Raw genomic sequence first — 18,018 nt, 5'->3', positions numbered from 1 at the left:
TTGGTTTCGGGCAGATGCTCCGCAGCCCGCCAACGCGCACCCGCTCACGCGTTTCGCGAATTCCTGATTTCCGCAATTGCGGCTTCGGCCGACGATTCTGCATGAGGACCGGGGTCTTGCCGCAAGACCCTCAGTGCGCTATAGGTTGAGAGTGGCGGGAGGTTGAATCTCCCGCCTTTGAAATTGTCGCGCTGCATCTCGTGCAAGCCGGTGGCAAATGGGCCGACGATTTCACCGCACGCGCTGCGGGTGCGTAGCACCGAACGCGGCGGCAGGTCCGAAAGATCCCGCGTACGACAGGCTTCTTGCTCAGCCGCCTCGCCCGGCCCTGCAGTGTGATCAGGAATCAAGAAGCAGGCCCGGTCGGGCCGGGTCTAGCCTTCTCCCAGACGGCCGGCACCACGCCGAGCCGGTGCACCGAACGAGGGAGCCCGAGAATGTCCGCGAAGACCTCCACCGTGTCCGACGGGTTCAGCCCCGAGGAGCGCGCCGCGATGAAGGAGCGCGCCGCCGAGCTGCGCGCCGAGGGCAAGAAGGGCGCCAAGAGGGCCGACGAACTGCAGGCGGTCCTCGACAAGATCGCGGAGATGGCGCCGGAAGACCGTGAGCTGGCCGAGCGCGTGCACGTGACCGTGACCGCCACCGCACCCCAGCTGTCGCCGAAGACCTGGTACGGGATGCCCGCCTACGCCAACGCCCAGGGCAAGATCGTCCTGTTCTTCCAGGACTCGGGGAAGTTCAACTACCGGTACTCGACCCTGGGCTTCCAGGACGCGGCCAACCTCGACGACGGGGACATGTGGCCGGTGGCGTACGCGCTGCAGGGGTGGAGCCCCGCGGTGGAGAAGAAGGTCGTCGCGCTGGTGAAGGCCGCGGTCTCCTGATCCTCGCCACGACCGCGGAGCACTAACGGCTCCCGGCTGGCGGGGCTGCCAGGCCTACGTCGCCGCCACCCACCCCACCAACTGCAGCGCGCTGTGCGGTAGCGGCCCTGACCCGGGTGGGTGGCGCAGGACATCCCGGGATGGGTGAACTAGTCGGCGCCGGTCATCTTCGCCAGTTCCGCGGCGTACTCGGCGTCGGTGAGGGCGCCGCGCTGATGTTGCCGGGTCAACGCGTGGATGTCTCGCCGTCGGTCAGCGGTAAGGGCATCCGGGCCGGCGCGCGGTCGGCTGGCTCGGGCGGACGATCTCGTCGATCGGGTACCGGCAGCGGCGGCGTCCGCCGGCTGATCGGTAGCGGTTGTCTGCTGGCGGCGCTGTGCGTCGTGGAGGTGGGCCTGCAGTATCGCCAGGATCTCGTCATAGTGTTCCGGCCAGGTGGCCAGCCGTCCCAGTTCGGGCCGGAACGTGAACGGCCGGAGGATGTCGCCGCGCTGTAGCGGCGTCTGGACCGACACCCCGTCGGTTCGTTCGATGACGATCGCCAGCCGGCCCATGTCCAGGCCCGCCAGGCTGGCCGTGCCGCTGCGGATGTCCGACACCGACCCCCACGGCACGGTGGTCGTACGCAGCAGCGACCGGGACCGGATGCCGCCATCGCTGACGTAGACGCCGAGCATCGCCCGCCGTGCCACGGTGGCGAGCGCACCGGCCAGCCACACCGCGAGAAGCATCAGCGACGGCGGCGACATCCCCTCGCGCACCGACATGGTCACGACGAGCGCGGCGAAACCAGCCGTCGTGACCACCCCTGGGACGGCGAAGCCGGTCGCGATGTCGAGTGAGTACGGGCGTTCCCATCTACCCATGCCGCCATAGTGGCCAGCGGCGTCCAACGGCTCGCTCGGACGGGTGGGAGGTGCCGTGCCGGCCGCTCCCCCGGGTCCATCGGACCGCGGCCCGGCCGCAGACCGCAGGGGCGCTGTCCGAGCCCCTCGTCAGGGGCGACAGCCGCGTGCCAAGCGGCGGCTGAGCCGGGATGACGGCACGCTACTCGCGGGTGAGGCGCTGTTCGTGCACGCGCAGGGCCAGCGTCGTGGCGTCGAGCAGAGGAGTGGGTACGCCGAGCGCACGGGCCCGGGCAGTGAGGTCGCCGAAGATCTGCTCGGCCTCGGTCGGCTGTCCGGCCATCAGATCGCGGTAGAGGGAGGCGGTGTCGGTCGAGCCCGGCCGGGTCACGAACGCCTGGACGTTGTGCAGGGCCGGCTCCGGCATCGGATGTCCGGCCGCGGCGGCGACGGCCTCGGCCTCGGCGACGACCTGCGGGCCGAGGCGGTCGCCTCCGGGGACCGCCACCGCGTCGCCGACGGAACCGCGCGCCAGGGTGTTGAGCGCCCCGAGGGTGCTGATGAAGACCCACTTGTGCCACATGGCCCGGTGGATGTCCGGTGAGACGGCGAAGTCGAAGCCCGCCCCGTCGAGCACCTCGCCGATCCGGGCGACGCGCTGGGACGCGCCGCCCCGCTGTTCGCCGATCACGATCTCGGCGAGGGTGCCCAGCCGGACGATGTCGCCCTCGGCGTCGAGCGTGGTGAGGACGCGGACCACGCCGCCGAGCACGGCGTCGACGCCGAACCGGGCGTTCAGCACGTCCATGTGCGCCAGGCCGTTGAGGAACGGGATCACCGTCGTGTGTGGGCCGACGGCGGCGGCCACGTCGTCGAGCGCGGCCGGCAGCGTGGTGGCCTTCACCGAGACGAGGACGACGTCGTAGTGCCCGTCGATCTCGGCGGCGGTGAGCAGCCGGGGCGTGAGCACGGTCTCGGCTCCGAGGCCGGTGATGCGCAGGCCGCGTTCGCGGAGCACGTCGGCCCGCTTGGGCCGGACGAGGAAGGTGACGTCCCGGCCGGCCTGCTGGAGTTGGGCGCCGAAGTAGCCTCCGGTCGCGCCCGCCCCGACGACGAGAATCCTCATGCGCCGAGACGTTACTAGTCGAGGCGGTAACAGAACAGGATAGACGAAGTGATCTGGGTTACCGCTTCAACCGGTATCATCGGCTGGTGTCTCAGGAGGAGGACGCCTTCCGGTTCGTCGGTGGGCGGGTGTCGGTGAACTTCACCGCCACCCGCGGCCTGCGGTGGCGAGACCCGAGCGTCGAACGCCTCCCCACCCCGGCCGATCTCGCCCGCTGGTTCGTCGAGGCGGGGCTGGCCGACCTCCCCGTGCCGGTCTCCGCGCCGGCTCTGCGCGGCGCCCGCGAACTGCGCGAGGCCCTCTACCGTCTGATGCGTGGCCAGGCCTGCCAGGAACCGCCGGACCGGCGGGCGATCGACGTGGTGAACCGCTGGGCGGCCAAGGCGCCACCGGCGGTCCAGCTCACGCCGGACGGTACGCGGAAACGGCTCGTGGACCCCACGACCGGTGGGCTGCTGGCGTTCGTGGCGCGCGACGGAGTCGACCTGCTCGCCGGGCCCGACGCCGGTCGGCTGCGGGAGTGCTCCAGCGACACGTGCGCGCTGCTCTACCTGGACACCTCCCGGGCGGGCAACCGCCGCTGGTGCTCCATGGACGCCTGCGGCAGCCGCCACAAGATGGCCCGCTACCGCCGGCGCGCGGTGACCTGACGTCACGTCGGCGCGTGGCCGTGCAGTACCGGGCGGGGCCGCCCAGTCGTCGGCGCTTGAGCGTGGCCGCCCGGCGCAGTCAGACTGGTGGCATGACGCGAGGCATCGCCCTGGTCCGGCGACCCAGTGACCGGCTGGCCGAGGGACTGGTCACCCACATCGAGCGCAGCGACGTGGACGTCGCGCAGGCCCGGCGCCAGCATGAGACGTACCGGAACGCGCTGACCGAAGCCGGCTGGCACGTGCGCGAGGTGTCCCCCGCCGAGGACTGCCCCGACTCGGTGTTCGTCGAGGACACCGTCGTGGTCTGCGACGGCCTGGCCGTGATCAGCCGGCCCGGCGCGCCCCAGCGCCGCCCGGAGACCGCCGGCACGGAGAAGGCGGTGCACGAGGCCGGCCTGGAGGTCGTGCGCATCGAGGCGCCGGGGACGCTGGACGGCGGCGACGTGCTGCAGGTCGGCACCACCGTGTACGTGGGCCCAGGCGGCCGCACCAACGATGAGGGCGTCGCCCAACTGCGCGCCCACCTGGCGGCCCGCGGGCGCACCGTCATCCCGGTCCCGCTGCGCCACGTGCTGCACCTCAAGTCCGCCGTGACCGCGCTGCCCGACGGCACCCTCCTCGCGCTGCCGGAACTGCTCGACACGACCGCGCTGGGTCAGCCCGTACGGCCGGTCGACGAGGAGGCCGGCTGCCACGTCGTACCCCTGGGTGGCGACCTCGTGCTGATGGCCGCCTCGGCGCCGCGCACCGCGGCGCTCGTGGCGGACCTCGGCTTCACGCCGGTCGTCGTCGACATCAGCGAGTACGAGAAGCTCGAGGGCTGCGTAACCTGCCTGAGCGTACTGGTCCCTCGGGTCTGACCCCGTGATCACCTGCCGCGTGGGTGACGGCTTCTTCCCCGTCCAGGTCGAACTGGACGCCGCCGGTGCGCCGGTTGCCGTCCGAGTGAGCGTCGACGGCGGCGAGAAGCAGTCGACGACCTCGGCGACCGCCCGGTCGGGTGCGTCGTGACGCAGCCCGGCCGTCGCGCCCGCGACCTCGGTGTCGTCGTCGGGGCACTGCCCACCGGGCGGCACAACGCGATCACCGATGTCGCCGGCGTGCTGGTGGGGCACACCACCGTCGACGACGGCGCCGACCTGCACACGGGCGTCACCGCGGTGGTGCCAGCCCAACTCGGCCCGCAGCGGTGGGCCCTGCCGGCGGCCGTCTACACCGGCAACGGTTACGGCAAGCTGGTGGGCTCGACGCAGGTGGACGAGCTGGGCGTACTGGAATCGCCGATCGTCCTGACCGCCACGCTGTCGGTGTTCCGTGCCGCGGACGCGGTGCTGACCCACCTGCTGGACCGCCGTCCGGACGGTCGGTCGTTCAACCCGCTGGTGGGCGAGACCAACGACGGCCACCTGTCGGACATCCGTCGACGTCCGATCACCGAGAAGCACGTGCTCGACGCCATCGACCGGGCGTGCGCAGAGCCGCCGGCGGAGGGTTGCGTCGGGGCCGGCACCGGCACCACGGCCCTGGGCTACAAGGCGGGCATCGGCACCTCCTCCCGGGTGGTACGGACGGCGGACACCTCGGTGACCGTCGGCGCCGTGGTGCAGGCCAACTTCGGCGGTGTGCTGACCGTGCTGGGTGTCCCGCTGCCGGTCGACGAGCTGGTCCCGCAGGCCGACCGCACCGAGCCGCCCGGCAACTCGTGCATGATCCTGGTGGCCACCGACGCGTCCCTGGACGCCCGGCAGCTCGGGCGGCTCGCCCGGCGGGCCGTTTTCGCCATGGGTCGGGTCGGCGCGTCGTACGCCAACGGCAGCGGCGACTACGCGGTCGCGTTCAGCACCGCCGAGCCGGGCCGACCGACCATTTCCGACGCGCAGCTCGACCCGGTCTTCGCCGCCGTTCTGGACTCGGTCGAGGAGGCGCTGCTCAACTCGCTCTTCGCCGCCACGACCACCACCGGAGTGGACGGCCACACGAGTTACGCCGTACCACACGAGGCCGTCGTACGGCGGTTGGCGGCGGCCGGCCGGCTGAGCAGCTGATGGTGCCCACGCTCCGGCGTCAGAGCTGTGGTGCGCGGGCCCGCCCGATCAGGTGGAACACCCGGCTGAGCTGCCGGTACGGGTCCCGCAGGCTGAAGGACCTGGTTAAGGATCGTCAGTGATCGTTGGTCGGTCGTGGGTGTCGGTGTCTTCTGGTTTGATGCGGGGCGGTGGGGGTCGTCTGCGCCGGCGGTGAGCGTTGCCGTGTGGCGGTGCTGTCATGTTGGCGGTTCAGTCGTGAGGTTGGTGGCGGGTGAGTCGGACGGTGTCGCTGGCTGGGGGCGAGGCCTCCCGGACCGCGTGCGTCCGCGCTCTTGTGCGCGCCGGCGTGGATGAGAGGACCGGCGAGGTCCTGTCCCAGGCGGTGCTGGCCGAGCGTGTCGGCTGGTGTGCCGATCTGGTGGCGGGCATGGTCTGCGGGCTGTTGGCGCAGCGGTGGAACGCCGCGGATGTGCAGGTGTTGGCCTCCGGTGTGGACGCGGGTGGCCGACGGCTGCCGTCGAACGCGTGGATGGCGTTGCGGCGCCTGGGTTGGACCGCCACCGCGCCCGACGGGGTGAGGGTTAATGACCGGATCGTGCGGATGGCGCAGGAGCAGGCCGGGCGTGCGCTGCGCTCGGTGACATGGCGTGCCGATCTGACCACCGGAGTCCTCGCGACCTGGCCGGCCGACCCGCGCAAGCGCACTCCGCAGGAGTGGGAGCAGGTTCGGGAGGCGATCCCTGACGGGAAGGATCTGCCGGCCAACGTCGTCAAAGCGCGCACCCGGCAGGCCGCCACGTTCCTGAACGCCAACGGCCGCCTCCCGGTGGACATGTTCGAACTGGAAGGCCCGCCGCGGGTTGCGCGGATGTTGTTGCTGTCCGCGTGTGACCGGCAGCAGGCCACGATCGAACGCAGCGACACCGACCCGGGCAGGGTGCTGCTGCGCCTGCAGTTGCCGGTACGTCCGGATCCGCGCACGTACCGGGACTGGACGTGGGTGGCCTGCCCGATCACCCTGCCGCCCACCGTCCCGGCCGGCGCAGCGCTGCACCTACCCACCCTGCGCGTGGCCGGCCGGCAGGTACGCGCCGATGTCGCGTACACCCACGCGGTGCCGAAAGCCCGACGTACCGGGCACGCGGTGGCGCTCGGGGTGGACTGGGGCCTGAACACGCTGCTGACCGCGGGGGCCCTGCGCCTGGGGCAGGACGGCCGGATCACCGCGTTGGGCGCTGGTGGCCAGTTCCGGGCCGCCGGAGTCCTGGCCAAGCAGCACCGCCTTCGCCGCCTGTCAGAGCGGCTACACGCGAAGGCCGATCAGTATCTGCGGCTGACTACCGGCCGCCGTGAGGAGCACCTGAGCGCGAAACACGAGGTGCTGCGCGAGGAGATCCGCCGCGTGTCCGCCCGCCGCCAGAACTTGAACGCCGCGCTCGCCTGGGCTGCCGCCCGCTGGACCGTCGACCAGGCGATCGCCGCCGCCGCGACCGTCATCTACGTGGAAGACCTGCGCTCGATGGAAGCCCAGGGCATGGGCGCCAGCCTCAACACGCGCCTGTCCCAGCAGGTCCGCGGACAGATCGTCGACCGGATGCGGCACCTCGCCGCCGAGCACGGTATCGCCGTCGTCGGCGTCCCGGCCCGCAACACCTCCAAACATTGTCCGCAGTGCCTGACCCCGCTGTGCCATCGCAAGGCCCCCGACCGGCCCGCCACTGCGGGCTGGAAATGGGCCATCTGCCCCCACCAGTCCTGCGGCTGGCAGGGCGACCGCGACCACGGCGCCTGGCTGCGCATCGCCGCCCGCGGCCTCACCCACCAGAACAAGACCGTCATTGACAAGGCCAGCGGGCAGATGATCATCCGCGCCGTGGTCGACACGCTGGAAGCCTGCGCGGTCGTCACCAAGACCAGTCGGGGGGACCGGTCGAAGACCGGGCCCACCCGGCATCAGCCACCACGCCCCGCGCCCAGGCGACGCAGGGCACCCTCCCCCACCCGGCCCCACGGCCGGGCGGGCAAGCGTCCGGAGGGACACGCACCAACGGACCGGCCCAGGCTGCCCCGCGCAGCACACCGGCACCAGGACGTGAACACGATCAGCACACCCACCACCGGCCACCGGCCACGAGGAGCCGCCCTGGGCGCCGGATTCCACCTCCACGCCCACGCGACCCCACCCAGGTGGGAAACGATCCCGGAAACCCCATCCGACCCAGGATCCCTAAGCTAATCAGCGACGCTAGAACAGACGTACGACGGTCCGTCCATCCATGATCGGCAGAGTCCGCTGCGATCTAGCACGCCCCTGGTTACGGTGACGTAGGCGTAACCCGTTCCCCTGGGAGGTGCCATGTCGACCGCCGTGACCGGCCCCGACGCGGGCCCGAAGCCGCTGACCCAGGGACATCAGTCCCCCGGCATCCTGATCGCCCTCTGGGCCTTCGTGGTCATCCCGTTCCTGGCCCTGCTGGCCGCGGTCCCGGTCGCCTGGGGCGGCTGGCTGGGCTGGAGCGACGTGCTCGTGGCCGCCTTCTGGTACGTGCTGTCCGGGCTCGGCATCACCGTCGGCTACCACCGCTACTTCACCCACGGCTCGTTCCGCGCCAAGCCGTGGCTGCGGGTGGCCCTGGCGGTGGCCGGGTCGTTCGCGGTGCAGGGCGAGATCATCCAGTGGGTGGCCGACCACCGGCGGCACCACGCCTTCTCGGATCTGGAGGGGGACCCGCACTCGCCGTGGCGGTTCGGGGAGAGCGTCGGGGGGCTGGCCCGCGGCTTGTTCCACGCGCACGTCGGCTGGCTGTTCGACCGGGAGTTGTCCAACCGGGAGCGGTTCGCGCCGGACCTGCTCGCCGACCGGGCCACCCGCCGGGTCGACCGGCTCTTCCCGCTGCTGGTGGCGGTGTCGCTGCTCGGGCCGGCCGCGATGGGCGGGCTGCTGACCTGGTCGTGGCAGGGCGCGCTGACCGCGTTCTTCTGGGGTGGCCTGGTCCGGATCGCGCTGCTGCACCACGTGACCTGGTCGATCAACTCGGTGTGTCACGTGTACGGGGAGCGGCCGTTCGCGGTGCGTCAGGGGGACCGGGCGTCGAACTTCTGGCCGCTGGCGCTGCTGTCGTTCGGGGAGAGCTGGCACAACCTGCACCATGCCGAGCCGACCAGTGCCCGGCACGGGGTGCTGCGCGGCCAGTTCGACCCGTCGGCGCGGGTGATCTGGTTGCTGGAGAGGGCCGGCGCGGTGTGGGCGGTGCGCTGGCCGCGGCCGGAACGGATCACCGCGAAGCTGGTGGGGCCGGGCCGGGTGCGGCGGTAACCGGTCGTCCGGCGCGCCGCCGGCCTGGCAGGATGGCCGGATGACCGAGCTTGAGCCCGACCGCCGGGTCCCGGCCACGGGACGGGGCGGCCAGATTCCACGGCAGGGCGTCACCGAGCGCCGGCGAGGTGACGAGATGACCAAGGCTTCCGGCAAGGACCCCGGCTCCGCGCGGCGGCACGCCGTCCCGGCGGCCAAGCCCTCCTCCCGGGTACGGATGTCGGCGACGCAGCGGCGCGAGCAGCTGATCTCGATCGCCCGGCAGATCTTCGCGGAGCGGGGTTTCGACGCCACCTCGATCGAGGAGGTGGCGGCTCGGGCGAAGGTGTCCAAGCCGGTGGTGTACGAGCACTTCGGCGGCAAGGAGGGGCTCTACGCGGTGGTGGTGGACCGGGAGGTGCGCTCGCTGCTGGAGCGGATCACCACGGCGCTGACCGCGGGGCATCCCCGGGAGTTGCTGGAGCAGGCGGCGTTGACGCTGCTGACGTACATCGAGGAGGAGACCAGCGGGTTCCGGGTGCTGGTGCGGGAGTCGCCGTTGATGTCGGCGACGGGCAACTTCAGCAGTGTGATGAACGATGTGGCGCACCAGGTGGAGCACATTCTGGGCGCGGAGTTCTCCAGCCGGGGGTACGACCCGAAGCTGGCGGAGCTGTACTCGCAGGCGCTGGTGGGCATGGTGGCGTTGACCGGCCGCTGGTGGTTGGAGGTGCGCAAGCCGCGGAAGGAGACGGTGGCGGCGCACCTGGTGAACCTGGCCTGGAGCGGCCTGTCGCACCTGGAGGCGAAGCCGGGTCTGATCACCCGCCGGATGGGGTGAGCCGGTTCAGCGGTGGGCCTCGGCGACGGGGTGCTGGCGGCGGCGCCGCTCCTCCTCGGCGTGCTCGTGCGGGCCGACCTTGTCGTAGAGGCCGGTGGCGAGCAGGATCAGCCCGAACAGCATCGAGACGATCACGGTCGACATCGAGAAGTTGAGGAAGTTGGCCCGGGTCTGCAGCACGGCCATCATGAGGATGGACGTGACCAGGAAGACCACCCCGGCGGTCAGGTCCATGTAGTGGCCGAGGTTGCCCCGCCGGGACGCCCCGATCAGCAGGAATGCGCCGAACACCACGGAGACGAGCGAGAACGCCAGGTTGGTGCGGAGGCCGAGGGCCCAGTTGCCGTTCCGGCTGAAGAGCCCGTCACCCCAGGTCAGGAACGTCCCGTAGACGCCGAAGACCAGGATGTAGAGCCCGATCAACGCGGAGAGGGCGCGGTAGATCGGTCGCGCGGGATGGTTCACCGGGATGTGTGCCATGGGAGCCTCCAGCCAAGTGGACCAATTCGAGGCTATTGTCCCGCCAGCCGGCGCTTCCGTCCGGGAAACGCCGAAGGCCCGGCCGGAGCCGGGCCTTCGGGGTGATGTGAGGTCAGAGCACCAGGCGGGCCTTCTGCCAGTTCTCGTGCTCCTCGTCGGTGCCGACCTTGCCGTACATGCCGACCATCAGGAGCACCAGCGCCAGGACCAGGACCACGATGTCGGTCATGATCGAGAAGTTGAAGATGTTGGCGTCGGTCTGCAGGAACGCCAGCATGGCCAGGCCGAGCACCATCAGGGCGTACGCCAGCCACTGGTTGATCGCCACGTCGAGGTTGCGGCCGATCACGACGCCGAGCAGGATCACGGCGCCGATCAGCACGGAGAGCAGCGAGAAGCCGAGGTTGGTGCCCTGGCCGAGGACCTTGGTGTCGTCCTGGGCGAGCACGTCGTTGCCGGCGCTCGCGATGATGCCGAGCACGCCGAAGACGACGAAGTACAGACCAACGATCCCGCCGATCGCCCGGTAGATCGGCCGCGCGGGGTGGTTGACGGGGGTGTGGGCCATCTCTGCGTCTCCAAGACCGTTCGGATAAGGGGTCGCCAGCGATTGTCCCGTACGCCGAGCTGTGACGCCGCACACCCCCCACCCCGTGCCGGGTTCAGCCGGCCGGCAGCTCCTCGGCGAGGGTCAGCCAGGCCTCCTCGGTGCGTTCCCGCTCGGCCCGCAGCTCCTTCAGCTGGGCGTCCAGTTCGGCGACCTTGGCGTAGTCGGTGGCGTGCGCGGCGAGCTGCTCGTGGAGGGTGGCCTCCTTCTGCTCCAGCTTGGCGATCTGCCGTTCCATCTTGCCGAGTTCCTTGCGGGCGGTGCGTACCTCGGCGGCGGACATGCCCGCGTGCTCCGGGGCGGCCGCGGCCGGGGTGAGGTCGCCGGGCGCCGGGCCCCGGCCGGCGGCGGCCCGGGCCAGGTACTCGTCGATGCCGCCGGGCAGGTGCACCAGCCGCCCGTCGCCGAACATGCCGTACGCGACGTCGGTGACCCGCTCGATCAGGTAGCGGTCGTGGCTGGCCACCACGATGGTGCCGGGCCAGGAGTCGAGCAGATCCTCCAGCGCGGCCAGGGTGTCGGTGTCGAGGTCGTTGGTGGGCTCGTCGAAGAGGAGCACGTTGGGCTCCCCGGCGAGCAGCCGGAGCATCTGCAGGCGGCGGCGCTCGCCGCCGGAGAGGTCGCTGACCGGGGTCCAGAGCCGCCGGTCGTCGAAGCCGAAGATCTCGGCGAGCTGGGCGGCGCTGATCTCCCGGTCGCCGAACTGGACCCGCCGGGCCACCTCCTCGACGGCTTCGAGGACGCGCAGGTGGCCGGGGAGTTCGGCGAGCTCCTGAGAGAGGAACGCGGGCCGGACGGTCTGCCCGGTGGTGAAGCGCCCGCCGTCGGGGCGGGTCACCCCGGCGAGCATGCGCAGCAGGGTGGTCTTGCCGGCACCGTTGCGGCCGAGGACGGCGACCCGGTCGCCGGGGCCGACCTGCCAGGTGACGCCGTGCAGGATCTCCTTCGGGCCGGCGTGCAGGGTGACCTGGTCGAGGTCGTACACCTGCTTGCCGAGCCGGGCGGTGGCGAGCCGTTGCAGCGACATGGTGTCGCGCGGCTCGGGCACGTCGGCGATCAGCGCGTTGGCGGCGTCGATCCGGAACTTCGGCTTGGAGGTCCGGGCCGGGGCGCCGCGGCGCAGCCAGGCGATCTCCTTGCGCAGCAGGTTCTGCCGGCGGGCTTCGGTGGCGGCGGCGACCCGCTGCCGCTCGGCGCGGGCGAGGGTCCAGGCGGCGAAGCCGCCCTCGTACGCCCGGACGGCCTGGTCGGCGACCTCCCAGGTGGTGGTGCAGACGGCGTCGAGGAACCACCGGTCGTGGGTGACCACGACGAGCGCGCCCTTGCGGGTGACCAGGTGCCGGGCCAGCCAGTCGACGCCGCCGACGTCGAGGTGGTTGGTCGGCTCGTCGAGGATGAGCAGGTCGGCGTCGCGGACCAGCAGCGCGGCGAGGGCGACGCGGCGGCGCTCACCGCCGGACATCGGCCCGACCGGCGCCTCCAGGCCGAGGTGGGGCATGCCGAGGCCGTCGAGGATGGCCCGGACCCCGGCGTCGCCGGCCCACTCGTGCTCGGCGCCCATGCTCTCGCCGAGCCAGGCGGTGCCCAGGACGACGTCGCGGACGGTGGCCTCGGGGGCCAGCTCCAGGGTTTGCGGGAGCCAGGACACCCGCAGGTCACGGCGGTGGGTGACGCGGCCGTCGTCGGGTTCCTCGCTGCGGGTGAGCAGGCGCAGCAGGGTCGACTTGCCGGCGCCGTTGAGGCCGACCACGCCGACCCGGTCGCCGTCGTCGAGGCCGAGCGAGACGTCGGTGAGCAGCGGCCCGGCGGCCCCGTACCCCTTGGACACCCGGTCCAGGTTGACGATGTTGGCCACTTCCCCACCTTTCATGATCAAGGCGTCCCGGTGCCGGCCGGCACCTCAGGACGCCCCCTCCAAGGGTACGCGGACCGACCCCCCCCCAGCCCCACCGCTCCCGCCGCGGGCCGTGGCGGACGGCCGCCTCGCCGGTCTGCCGCCAGCCCCCGGCGCGGAATGCGGCAGCGCGGACCCTCCCGACTCACGGAGGGCCCGGTTCGGCGAAGAGCGAGTCGATCATGCCGGGCCCGGGCCCGGGCCCGCGAGCGCAGGGCCGGGACGGGCCGGCGCAGGGCCGGGCGGAGGAGGTGGGTCAGACGATGCGGGCGCCGGCGACCGGGCCGTGGGCGACCCGCGCCTCCCGGCAGACGCCGGCCGCCTCCAGTTCGGCGGCGATCCGGCCGGCGTCCGCCTCGTCGAGGGCGAGGAAGACGCAGGTCGGGCCGGAGCCGGAGACGATGCCGGCGAGCGCCCCGGCCGCGTCGCCCGCCTTGAGCGTCTCGGCCAGGGCGGGACGCATGGTCAGCGCGGCGTCCTGGAGGTCGTTGCCGAGCGCGGCCGCGAGCACCCGCGGGTCCCGCTGGCGCAGCGCGGCGAGCAGGGCGTCGGTGCTGCCCAGCGGCTCGCCCGCGGTGCCCGCGTCCCGCAGCCGGTCCAGCTCGCGGTAGGCGGCCGGGGTGGAGAGGCCCCCGTCGGCGACGGCCACCACCCAGTGCCAGGAGGTGGGCCGGGCCAGCACCGGGCTGACCGCCTCGCCGCGGCCGGTGCCGAGCGCGGTGCCGCCGTGGATCAGGAACGGCACGTCGGAGCCGAGGTCGGCGGCGATCCCGGCCAGCTCGTCGCGGGACAGGCCGGTGCCCCAGAGGGCGTCGCAGGCCACCAGGGCGGCGGCCGCGTCGGCGCTGCCCCCGGCCAGCCCGCCGGCGAGCGGGATCTGCTTGCGCAGGTGCAGCCGGGCGTGTGGCAGCACGCCCGCGTACCCGGCGAGGGCGTGGGCGGCGCGGATGACCAGGTTGGAGTCGTCCAGGGCCAGCTCGCCGGTGCCCTCGCCCTCCATGGTGAGGGTGAGGGTGTCGCCCCGGCGGGCGGTGAGCTCGTCGTAGATGGAGATCGCGTGGTAGACGGTGTTCAGCTCGTGGTAGCCGTCCCGGCGCAGCGGTCCCACCCCGAGGTGCAGGTTGACCTTGGCGGGCACCCGCACCTTCACCGGGCCGCTGGCCCCGCGCCGCTGCCCGTCCTCGTCGTCCGGTCGCCAGGCCTCGGTCACGGGGCGATGTCCCGCGGGCGCAGGCGGATGTCGAACGGCTTCTCCACGGTCAACTCCTCGGCGGGGTCGGGCAGTGGCGCCAGCCTACTGGGCGGCGGCGGGGACGGTCGGGGCCGACGCGGCGATGGCGGCGAACTGCTCCACGGTCAGTGACTCCCCGCGTGCGCCGGGATCGACCCCGGCCGCGGTGAGCGCCGCGGCGGCCCGGTCGGGACCGCCGGCCCAGCCGGCCAGGGCGGCGCGGAGGGTCTTGCGGCGCTGCGCGAACGCCGCGTCCACCACCGCGAAGACGGCCTCCCGGGGTACGTCGGCGCGGGGCGGCTCGCGGCGGGTGAAGGCGACCAGCCCGGAGTCGACGTTCGGTACCGGCCAGAAGACGTTCGGTGGCACCTTGCCGGCGGCCCGGGAGCGGGCGTACCAGGCGAGCTTGACCGACGGGACGCCGTACACCTTGGAGCCGGGACCGGCGACGAGCCGGTCGGCGACCTCCTTCTGCACCATCACCAGGCCGTGCCGCAGGGTGGGCAGCTCGGCGAGCAGGTGCAGCACCACCGGCACGGCGACGTTGTACGGCAGGTTCGCCACCAGCGCGGTCGGCGCGGGGTCGGCCAGGTCGGCGGCGGTGATCCGCAGCGCGTCGGCCGGGTGCACGGTGAGCCGGTCGGCGTCCGGGCCGGCGAACCGGGCGGCGGTCTGTGGCAGCGCGGCGGCCAGCGCCCGGTCCAGCTCGACGGCGTGCACGTGCGCGGCGACCGGGAGCAGCGCCAGGGTGAGCGAGCCGAGCCCGGGCCCGACCTCGAGCGCCACGTCGTCGGGGGTCAGCCCGGCGGTGGTGACGATCCGGCGGACGGTGTTCGGGTCGTGCACGAAGTTCTGGCCGAGCTTCTTGGTCGGCGTCACGCCGAGGCGGGCGGCGAGTTCCCGGATCTCCGCCGGGCCGAGGAGGCCGGTCACGCCGGGCATCCTCTCACCACGGGCCGAAGGCGCGGTTGCCGGTGGCGGAGATGGCCGCGCAGAGCTCGTCCAGGTCGGTCCCGGTGGTGTCCGCCAGGAAGCGCACGGTCAGCGGGATCAGGTACGACGCGTTCGGCCGGCCCCGGTGCGGCATCGGGGTCAGGTACGGGGCGTCGGTCTCCACCAGCAGCTGGTCGACCGGGGTGACGGCGGCGGCCTCGCGCAGCGCCCCGGCGCTGCCGAAGGTGACCGTGCCGGCGAAGCTGAGCAGGTAGCCCCGGCGGACGCACTCCCGGGCGAAGTCGGCGTCGCCGGAGAAGCAGTGCAGCACCACGGTGTCCGGGGCGCCCTCGTCGTCGAGGACCCGCAGCACGTCGGCGTGCGCGTCCCGGTCGTGGATGACCAGCGCCTTGCCGTGGCGCTTGGCGATGGCGATGTGCGCCCGGAAGCTCTCCTCCTGGGCGGCCCGGCCCTCGTCGCCGGTGCGGAAGAAGTCCATCCCGGTCTCGCCGATGCCGCGGACCCGGTCGCGGGCGGCGAGCGTCTCGATCTCGCGCAGCGCCTCGTCCAGGTCGGCCAGGCGCGGCGCCTCGTTCGGGTGCAGCGCCACGGTGGCCAGCACCGCGGCGTACCGCTCGGCGACGTCGGCGCTCCAGCGGGACGACTCGACGTCCACGCCGACCTGGACCAGTCGGTCGACGCCGACCCCGGCGGCCACCGCGACGGCCGCCCCGACCGGGTCGTCGGCCGGACCGCCGCCCGGCACACCGGCTTCGCTGACGGTGATGTCCAGGTGGGTGTGGCTGTCCAGGACGGGTACGGCCAGCGCCTCCGGGGCGGGCGGGAACTCCCCGGCCCGGCGGGCGGCGCGCTGCTTGCGGGTTTCGGTCTGCTCGGTCATCGCGGTCAGCATCACACACCGCCGACGGTCGGCGTTCCCGCACCGCCACCGACTGTTCACACGGTCAACATCTGTCCCGCCTACCGTGCGGAGGGTGACCGTCACCCCTCAGGCCAGCGGGGCCGCCTCCGAGCGCACCGGGCTGCACGTGACGTACGACGGCCGGCTCCATCCGGCGGAGATGCTCGCCCGCGGGGCGGCGTACGAGTTGTTCAGCGCCGACGAGGCGCCCGGGTTCGAGTTCGTGCCCCGGCCCGGGGTGGCGCCCCCGTGGCGGCGGTTCGTGCACGCCACCGAGGTGACCGCGGTGCACGGGGCGGTCGAGCCGACCGAGGAGGCGGACCCGCCGCTGCTGATGCCGGTGCACCGGGAGCACGGCTGGGCGCACCTGCACCAGCTCAGCCAGCAGCCGGGCGCGGCCGCGGACCCGACGCTCGCCGCGGTGCGGGGCTCGGCGGTGATCCGCCCGGGGACCCGGATGGTGAAGGTGCTCTCCGCCCGGCAGCTCGCCGGCTACGTACGGGGCTGGCTGCCGCACGGCTTCTGCTACCGGGAGCACGACGTGGCGCACCTGCGCACGCCGGCCGGGCTGGCGGTGCTGCGGGGGGACGGCGAGGGCGGTGACGTGGCGTACGCGCTGCGCTGGCGGGCCGCCGACCCGGCCGACTACGACGTCCCGGTGGGCCCGGCGCACCACGGGCTGACCGTGCTGCCGCCCCGGGACCGGCTGGGGCCGCCGGTGCTGGGCACCGGGTTCGTGCCGAGCAGCGCCCAGCTCATTCCCGAGTTCGTCACCCGGGACTTCGCCGACCTGCCGATGCCGGCGAACGCGACCCTGCTCGCCTACCCGGCGGAGGGGGTGGAGGTGGTGCTCTACGCCTACCAGGCGGAGCAGCGGGGCTGGCTGCGCATGGTGGGCCCGCAGTGGCGACACCTGCTGGCCGCGGTGCCCGGCGTCTCCCCCGACCAGGAGTACGTGCCGACCGGGGACGCGCCCCGCTCCACCCAGCTCGTCGGCGCGTACGGCGGCGGCGAGTACGAGGCGGTGGCCGACCTGCCGGGCGGGTTCCGGGTGCTGGCGATGACCCGGGCGGCCCGCTACCCGGTGGAGGCGGCGGCCCGACGGATGCGCTTCGCCAGCTGGCGCGGGGTGCCCTGCCTGGTGCTGCGGGAGGAGTCGGGCTGGCTGCGGCTGCGGCTGCGCCGGCCGGACCCGGACGCGGTGCTCACCACCGGGGCACAGTGCCACGAACGGGGCGTCTACGAGGCCTGGGCGCCGGGCGCCGAGGTGACCGACGACCAGGTGGTCGACCTGCGGTACCCGATGGCATAACGGGGGCCGGCCCGGGAAAACGCGCACGTCCGAGACGCTGCGCACCTGGAGAAGACCATGCCGTTCATCACCGTCGGAACCGAGAATTCCGCCCCCATCGACCTGTACTACGAGGATCACGGCACCGGTCAGCCGATCGTCCTGATCCACGGGTTCCCGTTCAACGGGGCGACGTGGGAGAAGATGAGCATCCCGCTGATGAACGCCGGCTACCGGGTGATCACGTACGACCGGCGCGGTTTCGGCGCCTCCGCCCAACCGGCGATGGGGTACGACTACAACACGTTCGCGGCCGACCTGGACGTGCTGATGACCGAACTTGACCTGCGCAACGCGATCCTGGTCGGGCACTCGATGGGCACCGGTGAGGTCACCCGCTACCTGGGCGCGTACGGCTCCGACCGGGTGGACCGGGCGATTCTGATGGCGCCGTTGGCGCCGTGCCTGGTGCAGAAGCAGGACAATCCGGAGGGCGTCGAGAAGAAGGTCTTCGACGGGTTCCAGCAGGCCATCATCCAGGACCGGTTCGCCTACCTGACCCAGTTCTGCGACGCGTTCTTCAACTACAGCGAGACCAAGGGCAAGTGGGTCAGCGAGGCGGCGTACCGGGCGCACTGGGACATCGGGTCCCGCGCCTCGGCGAAGGGCACCCACGATTCCGTGACCGCCTGGCAGACCGACTTCCGGGGCGACCTACCGAAGATCAACATCCCGGTGCTGATCATCCAGGGCGACAAGGACAACGTGCTGCCGTACCCGAAGACCGGCGAGCGGTTGCAGCACATGCTGTCCGACTGCCGGCTGATCACGCTGAAGGGGGCGCCGCACGGCATCCCGTGGACCCACCCGAGCGAGGTCAACCAGGCGATCATGCAGTTCATCGGCGCGCCGTCGATGGCGCGCGCCTGACCGCGGACCCGCCGCGGCCCCCGGGGCGATCCTCTGGGGGCCGCGGCGCGGGCGTCGGG

At 72.7% G+C, this 18,018-nt stretch carries 18 protein-coding genes; 10 read left to right on the top strand and 8 right to left on the bottom strand.

The window, feature by feature from the left end:
- Nucleotides 1-437 precede the first annotated feature (437 nt).
- On the top strand, nt 438-884 hold the full coding sequence (locus tag ACWEVO_RS02255) for an iron chaperone (RefSeq protein WP_452305747.1): 447 nt from the start codon (nt 438-440) through the stop codon (nt 882-884).
- 149 nt (nt 885-1,033) lie between these two features.
- Here ACWEVO_RS02255 and ACWEVO_RS02250 read toward each other — a convergent pair whose 3' ends face one another.
- Together ACWEVO_RS02250 and ACWEVO_RS02245 are read right to left on the bottom strand one after the other, a co-directional pair.
- On the bottom strand, nt 1,034-1,777 hold the full coding sequence (locus ACWEVO_RS02250; protein WP_452305746.1) for a PH domain-containing protein: 744 nt from the start codon (nt 1,775-1,777) through the stop codon (nt 1,034-1,036).
- Between the two features lie 154 nt (nt 1,778-1,931).
- The gene (locus tag ACWEVO_RS02245; RefSeq protein WP_452305745.1) at nt 1,932-2,855 is read right to left on the bottom strand and encodes a ketopantoate reductase family protein; all 924 of its coding nucleotides are present in this window, start codon (nt 2,853-2,855) and stop codon (nt 1,932-1,934) included.
- An 86-nt stretch (nt 2,856-2,941) separates the two neighbouring features.
- On the opposite strand from ACWEVO_RS02245, the gene ACWEVO_RS02240 reads away from it, so the two are divergent.
- The 7 genes from ACWEVO_RS02240 to ACWEVO_RS02210 all read left to right on the top strand — a co-directional run bounded on the left by ACWEVO_RS02240 (nt 2,942) and on the right by ACWEVO_RS02210 (nt 9,671).
- Nucleotides 2,942-3,505, top strand: coding sequence for a CGNR zinc finger domain-containing protein (locus ACWEVO_RS02240; protein ID WP_452305744.1), 564 nt, complete (start codon nt 2,942-2,944; stop codon nt 3,503-3,505).
- 92 nt (nt 3,506-3,597) lie between these two features.
- Nucleotides 3,598-4,368, top strand: a complete 771-nt coding sequence (gene ddaH / locus ACWEVO_RS02235) for a dimethylargininase (RefSeq protein WP_452305743.1) — start codon at nt 3,598-3,600, stop codon at nt 4,366-4,368.
- Between the two features lie 19 nt (nt 4,369-4,387).
- On the top strand, nt 4,388-4,519 hold the full coding sequence (locus ACWEVO_RS02230; RefSeq protein WP_452305742.1) for a hypothetical protein: 132 nt from the start codon (nt 4,388-4,390) through the stop codon (nt 4,517-4,519).
- Entirely contained in the window at nt 4,516-5,553 is a 1,038-nt protein-coding gene (locus tag ACWEVO_RS02225; protein WP_452305741.1) for a P1 family peptidase, read from the top strand. The genes ACWEVO_RS02230 and ACWEVO_RS02225 overlap by 4 nt, the downstream gene beginning before the upstream one ends.
- Before the next feature lie 328 nt (nt 5,554-5,881).
- Nucleotides 5,882-7,771 (top strand): zinc ribbon domain-containing protein, encoded by a 1,890-nt coding sequence (locus ACWEVO_RS02220; RefSeq protein WP_452305740.1) that lies wholly within the window; start codon nt 5,882-5,884, stop codon nt 7,769-7,771.
- Between the two features lie 120 nt (nt 7,772-7,891).
- Entirely contained in the window at nt 7,892-8,851 is a 960-nt protein-coding gene (locus ACWEVO_RS02215; protein WP_452305739.1) for an acyl-CoA desaturase, read from the top strand.
- A gap of 136 nt (nt 8,852-8,987) precedes the next feature.
- Entirely contained in the window at nt 8,988-9,671 is a 684-nt protein-coding gene (locus tag ACWEVO_RS02210; RefSeq protein ID WP_452305771.1) for a TetR family transcriptional regulator, read from the top strand.
- A gap of 6 nt (nt 9,672-9,677) precedes the next feature.
- On the opposite strand, the gene ACWEVO_RS02205 is transcribed toward ACWEVO_RS02210, so the two are convergent.
- The 6 genes from ACWEVO_RS02205 to ACWEVO_RS02180 form a co-directional block, all read right to left on the bottom strand.
- Nucleotides 9,678-10,151: a DUF4383 domain-containing protein gene (locus ACWEVO_RS02205; RefSeq protein ID WP_452305738.1), complete on the bottom strand. Its 474-nt coding sequence runs from the start codon at nt 10,149-10,151 to the stop codon at nt 9,678-9,680.
- Between the two features lie 112 nt (nt 10,152-10,263).
- Complete coding sequence (locus ACWEVO_RS02200) at nt 10,264-10,719, bottom strand: DUF4383 domain-containing protein (protein WP_452305737.1); 456 nt, start codon at nt 10,717-10,719, stop codon at nt 10,264-10,266.
- 94 nt (nt 10,720-10,813) lie between these two features.
- The gene (locus ACWEVO_RS02195) at nt 10,814-12,613 is read right to left on the bottom strand and encodes an ABC-F family ATP-binding cassette domain-containing protein (protein ID WP_452305736.1); all 1,800 of its coding nucleotides are present in this window, start codon (nt 12,611-12,613) and stop codon (nt 10,814-10,816) included.
- A 295-nt stretch (nt 12,614-12,908) separates the two neighbouring features.
- A complete protein-coding gene (locus ACWEVO_RS02190) occupies nt 12,909-13,862 on the bottom strand; it encodes a 4-(cytidine 5'-diphospho)-2-C-methyl-D-erythritol kinase (protein ID WP_452305735.1) in 954 nt (317 codons plus the stop codon).
- Between the two features lie 84 nt (nt 13,863-13,946).
- Nucleotides 13,947-14,816: a 16S rRNA (adenine(1518)-N(6)/adenine(1519)-N(6))-dimethyltransferase RsmA gene (rsmA, locus tag ACWEVO_RS02185; protein WP_452305734.1), complete on the bottom strand. Its 870-nt coding sequence runs from the start codon at nt 14,814-14,816 to the stop codon at nt 13,947-13,949.
- A gap of 13 nt (nt 14,817-14,829) precedes the next feature.
- A complete protein-coding gene (locus ACWEVO_RS02180) occupies nt 14,830-15,729 on the bottom strand; it encodes a TatD family hydrolase (protein WP_452305733.1) in 900 nt (299 codons plus the stop codon).
- An 82-nt stretch (nt 15,730-15,811) separates the two neighbouring features.
- On the opposite strand from ACWEVO_RS02180, the gene ACWEVO_RS02175 reads away from it, so the two are divergent.
- Nucleotides 15,812-17,050: a hypothetical protein gene (locus tag ACWEVO_RS02175; RefSeq protein ID WP_452305732.1), complete on the top strand. Its 1,239-nt coding sequence runs from the start codon at nt 15,812-15,814 to the stop codon at nt 17,048-17,050.
- Between the two features lie 57 nt (nt 17,051-17,107).
- On the top strand, nt 17,108-17,959 hold the full coding sequence (locus tag ACWEVO_RS02170) for an alpha/beta fold hydrolase (RefSeq protein WP_452305731.1): 852 nt from the start codon (nt 17,108-17,110) through the stop codon (nt 17,957-17,959).
- Nucleotides 17,960-18,018 lie beyond the last annotated feature (59 nt).

The organism is Micromonospora sp. NPDC003776 (genome assembly GCF_053605645.1).
Note: the sequence above shows the minus strand (reverse complement) of the source record. Positions and strands in the feature narration are given on the sequence as shown.

Excerpts from the sequence above, each read along its gene's own strand:
- ddaH (WP_452305743.1), top strand. The coding sequence starts at position 3,598 with ATGACGCGAGGCATCGCCCTGGTCCGGCGACCCAGTGACCGGCTGGCC.
- ACWEVO_RS02210 (WP_452305771.1), top strand. The coding sequence starts at position 8,988 with ATGACCAAGGCTTCCGGCAAGGACCCCGGCTCCGCGCGGCGGCACGCC.
- ACWEVO_RS02255 (WP_452305747.1), top strand. The coding sequence starts at position 438 with ATGTCCGCGAAGACCTCCACCGTGTCCGACGGGTTCAGCCCCGAGGAG.
- ACWEVO_RS02205 (WP_452305738.1), bottom strand. The coding sequence starts at position 10,151 with ATGGCACACATCCCGGTGAACCATCCCGCGCGACCGATCTACCGCGCC.
- ACWEVO_RS02245 (WP_452305745.1), bottom strand. The coding sequence starts at position 2,855 with ATGAGGATTCTCGTCGTCGGGGCGGGCGCGACCGGAGGCTACTTCGGC.
- ACWEVO_RS02215 (WP_452305739.1), top strand. The coding sequence starts at position 7,892 with ATGTCGACCGCCGTGACCGGCCCCGACGCGGGCCCGAAGCCGCTGACC.
- ACWEVO_RS02170 (WP_452305731.1), top strand. The coding sequence starts at position 17,108 with ATGCCGTTCATCACCGTCGGAACCGAGAATTCCGCCCCCATCGACCTG.
- ACWEVO_RS02180 (WP_452305733.1), bottom strand. The coding sequence starts at position 15,729 with ATGCTGACCGCGATGACCGAGCAGACCGAAACCCGCAAGCAGCGCGCC.
- ACWEVO_RS02200 (WP_452305737.1), bottom strand. The coding sequence starts at position 10,719 with ATGGCCCACACCCCCGTCAACCACCCCGCGCGGCCGATCTACCGGGCG.